This window comes from Nocardia sp. NPDC055053 (assembly GCF_053608285.1).
In genome coordinates this window covers 1-4,148 of record NZ_JBSGVD010000081.1, presented here as the reverse complement: position 1 = coordinate 4,148, position 4,148 = coordinate 1, and the positions used below count along the sequence as shown (strand labels likewise).

Below are 4,148 nucleotides of genomic sequence, written 5' to 3'. Positions count from 1 at the left end.
GGCACCGTTGCTTGCTCCTTCGTCGCGTACGCAACGGCGCCTGACCGGCGGGACGGCCGCGACGGCCGACTTCGTCGGCCTGCCCCTCCTCGAGGTCGGGGCGTGTCGGCTGAGTTCGGCGCTCCGGTATTACCTCTTGTGCGCCAGCACGCCGAACATGGTGACCGAGATGTGGACGTCACCGCGATCGGCGCCGGCCTGCAGGTCGGCGGCGAGCTGATCCCGCTCGGCGGCGGTGATCGTCCCGCGCAGCACGGCCAGCTCGGCGATCCGGCTGACCAGCGCGCCCGCGCCAACGCTGCGATCCTGCACCAGCGCGTGCGAGCCGATCTCGTCGACGACCAGGCCTGCATTGCCGAGCAGACCGGCCAGCCTGCGCCCGGACTGCGGGTTGGTGGTCGAGGAGATCAGGGTGTCGATCACGGCGCCGACCACCCGGGGATCGCCCGGATGCACGATCGCCGTCTGCCAGTCGCTGTCGACCACCACCGCGCGGCCACCCGGCCGCAGCACCCTGGCGATCTCGCCCGCGGCGCGCGCGGGCGCGGTCAGATGCTGGAACACCCGTTCGCAGAGCACCGCGTCGAAGGTGTCGTTGCCGAACGGCAGGCCATAGGCGTCACCGGTGGCGAAGGTCGCGGCCGAGCCGCTTTCCTCGGCCCGGCGCTTGGCCGAGACGATCAGATTCGGATCGGGTTCGACGCCGACAGCGGTGCCGGTCGGCCCGACGGCGTCGGCGAAGACGAACACCTCCGAACCGGTACCGGATCCGATATCGAGGGCACTCTCACCCGGCCGCAAGCCGAGCGCATCGTGGCTCCAGGCCCGTAGCCTGCGCATCCCGGGCTGGGTGACCTCGAGGTCATGAGCGTCGATCAGTTGGTCCTTGCCCGCTTGATCGAAGCGGTCAGGGCGTGGGGTGTAGTCGGTCATACTTACCGCCATCGTGGGAACCTCGGTCCTGGTGAGCATGGACTCAGAGGCTATAGGTGAATTGTGTCACGATGAATGTATGACTCGTACGCTGTGTCTCGCGCAGGACCCTGAGGCCGACGAACTCCTGAGCACCGACGATTTCGCGTTGCTGCTGGGAATGCTGCTCGATCAGCAGTATCCGATGGAGCACGCGTTTCGAGGTCCGCGCAAACTCGCGGAGCGGATGGACGGATTCGATCTGCGCCGGATCGCCGGCGCCGATCCGGCCGAATTCGAGGAGCTCGCCGCGACGCCGCCCGCTATCCATCGCTACGGGCGGTCGATGGCTCGGCGCGCGCAGGCGCTGGCCCAGTACGTGATCGAGCACTACGACGGCGTGCCCGCCAACATCTGGACCGAGGGCGACCCCGACGGCAAGGAGGTGCTGCGCCGGTTGCAGGACCTGCCCGGATACGGCGCGCAGAAGGCGAAAATCTTCCTCGCGCTGCTCGGCAAGCAGCGTGACGTGCATCCCGACGGCTGGCGCACAGCGGCCGGATCCTACGGCGACGAAGGGTCGCGCCGCTCGGTCGCCGATGTGGTCGACGCCGAAACACTCGCCGAAGTGCGGGAATTCAAGAAACAGGCGAAAGCGGCCGCGAAATCCGCCGGGACGAATTCCTAGTTTCGATCTGCCTGCTTTTTTCCCTCGTCACCGGCGTGGATCTGCTCGAAGCTTGCTTCTCGAACAGCTCGACGACAGATGAGGGATTGGCAGTTTTATGAAGATGAGGAAGCTCGCCGTGGTTGCGGCGCTGTTGACCATGGCAACCGGTGTTGCCGCGGGCACCGCCGTCGCGGCACCGGCCCCGCAGGCTGCCGCACCGATCAATTTCACGGCCGAGGAGGTCGACGGCAAGTCGGTCATCAGCACCGACGCGGGTTCGCTTGTCGTCGAGGAGGGCGCGTTCAAGGTGAAGGCGGCCGACGGCACCACCGTCGCGGCCACCCCGCTGTCGTTCCGTCTCGACGATTTCGAGCTGCCGATCGCGGCCGAGATCTCGGGCAACAAGGCCGTCCTCACCCCGCAGCTCGACCCGGCCAAGGCGGTCTACAAGCCGGTCGCCCTGCCGTTCGAGGACAAGGCGCCGTTCAAGTCCGAATACGACCGTGAGGTCGCGGCCTGGTCGCGGCTGACCTCCACCATCTCGCTCGGCGCCGCGGTCGGCACGCTCGTCGGCGGTCTCGGCGGCGCCACGGTGGGCTGCGTCCTCGGCGGCATCGTCGGCACCACCGTCGCCGCGGCCACCATCATCGGCCTGTTCGGCCCGTTCCTGCCCGCCGCCGTGGTCGGCTGCATCGGTGGCATCATCGCCGTCGGCGCCCTCGGCACCCTGGCCGGTCAGATCTTCGTCACCGCGCCGGTGGCGATCGGTGCGGCGATCCAGTACTTCACGACCATCAACGCACCCTTCACCGCGCCGGCCAAGTAGCCGAGCAACGCGTGAGCGCCCCATCCGGTCCGCCGGGTGGGGCGCTTTTGCGCTCCCGCGCCAGGGGCGTTGACCTGGGGAAATGGTGTGCCGCGTGGCACAATCCGCCGGTTCGGCTTGGATGGGTCCGCATTCGGTGTTAACTTGATTGTTATGTCCGGCAACCACCTCACCGCCAAGCGGGTCACCTACGTGACCGCCGCGCTGGGTCTGCGGTTGCCGTTGACGCGTGAACTTTGTCGTTCCTGATGCTGCAGCTGGGCCGTCTCCGGCTCGCGAGCTGCCACGCCATACGTGTCGGCAATTCCGTTGGGACAACGGGATTTCAGCAAGGAACTTCATATGTCTACTCCCATCATCGATCGCCCCGTCAGCCGGGCGGCCGCCGGGCGTCCCCGGGTTTCGCGCCCCGTCGTCGCCCCTGAGCTGCGCCGCAGCGACAACCCCGCCGCCGCAGTGCTGCGGACCGCCGCCTCCGGGCCGGTCTCGCGCGACAATGCCGCGCGGGCAACGGGTCTGAGCATCGCCACCGTGAATCGGCAAGTGGCGTCGCTGCTTTCGGCGGGTCTGCTGCGGGAGCGTCCCGATCTGACCGCCGCCGGCGCGGTCGGGCGGCCCCGGGTGCCGTTCGAGATCGACCACGAGGCCTATCTGACGCTGGGTATCCACGTCGGCGCCGCCGCGACCAAGATCGTCGCTGCCGACCTGCGTGGACGCATTCTCGGTGGTCTCGCCATCGCGACGCCGCAGACCGGCCAGGAGTTCGCGGTCACCACCGTCGCCCGCAGCGCCAAGGCGTTCCTGCAGCGCTGGCATCGGCGCACACCGCTGTGGGCAGGCGTCGCCATCGGCGGGCGGGTCGATCCGCACACCGGTGTGGTCGACCATCCCAAGCTGGACTGGAAGGGCGCGCCGATCGGGCAGGTCCTCGGCGATGTGCTGGAACTGCCGGTATCGGTGGCCCCGCACGTCGAGGCGATGGCCGCCTCGGAACTGCTGCTGCCGACCTTCGACGCGCGCAGGCCCGAACCCGACACCGAACTGCCCGCCACCCAGCACGGCAGCAGCCTCTACTTCTACGTCCGCGAGACCGCGGGCATCGCCGTCACCCTCGACGGCCGGGTGCACACCCCGAACAACGGCCCCGGTTCCATCGCGCACCTGCCCACCGGCTCCGACGTGCAGTGCACCTGCGGTCGACGTGGCTGCTTGGAAGTGACCGTCGGCGACCGGGCCCTGCAGGCCCGCGCGGTCGGCCGCGGAATCATCCCGGCGCACAACGGAACCGCGGGCACCACCATCGCCGACCTCTACCGCGCCGCGGAATCCGGGTCCGAGGGCGCGCGCGAGCTGCTCGCCGAGCGGGCGACGATGCTCGGCCAGACCGTCGCCCTTGTCCGCGACATGCTCAACCCCGACCGGGTCGTCCTCGGCGGCCAGGCCTTCACCGGCTACCGCCCCGCGCTGCCGCACGTGGCGAGGGCGTTCACACAGAGCACCCAGCTGCCGCCCACCGACATCCGGATCAGCGGATTCGGCGGCAAGGTACAGGAATTCGCCGCGGTGGTCACGTCTTTGAGTGCGCTGTACGCGGACCCGCTGGCGGCTATCCGTCGGATCTAGAGCGGCTGAGACCGGGGGTTTCGGCTGTCCCAGGAGCTGTGTTTGTTGGAGCGCTGGCGCGCTCGAGTCGCGGCCCCTCCTGTCCCGCCGATCAGCGGCAGTTGCTTGCTCCTTCGT

4 protein-coding genes are annotated in these 4,148 nt (G+C 69.0%); 3 read left to right on the top strand and 1 reads right to left on the bottom strand.

Annotation, left to right across the window (positions count from 1 at the left end; translation table 11 throughout):
- Positions 1-129: 129 nt before the first annotated feature.
- The gene (locus ACWF82_RS34295) at positions 130-933 is read right to left on the bottom strand and encodes a methyltransferase domain-containing protein (RefSeq protein WP_452507717.1); all 804 of its coding nucleotides are present in this window, start codon (positions 931-933) and stop codon (positions 130-132) included.
- Positions 934-1,012: 79 nt separating this feature from the next.
- Here ACWF82_RS34295 and ACWF82_RS34290 point away from each other — a divergent pair, with 79 nt between their 5' ends.
- The 3 genes from ACWF82_RS34290 (at position 1,013) to ACWF82_RS34280 (ending at position 4,031) form a co-directional block, all read left to right on the top strand.
- Positions 1,013-1,600: an HhH-GPD-type base excision DNA repair protein gene (locus ACWF82_RS34290; RefSeq protein ID WP_452507716.1), complete on the top strand. Its 588-nt coding sequence runs from the start codon at positions 1,013-1,015 to the stop codon at positions 1,598-1,600.
- Positions 1,601-1,697: 97 nt separating this feature from the next.
- Positions 1,698-2,408, top strand: coding sequence for a hypothetical protein (locus tag ACWF82_RS34285; RefSeq protein WP_452507715.1), 711 nt, complete (start codon positions 1,698-1,700; stop codon positions 2,406-2,408).
- 342 nt (positions 2,409-2,750) lie between these two features.
- Positions 2,751-4,031: an ROK family transcriptional regulator gene (locus ACWF82_RS34280; protein ID WP_379307483.1), complete on the top strand. Its 1,281-nt coding sequence runs from the start codon at positions 2,751-2,753 to the stop codon at positions 4,029-4,031.
- The last annotated feature ends 117 nt before the right edge of the window (positions 4,032-4,148 follow it).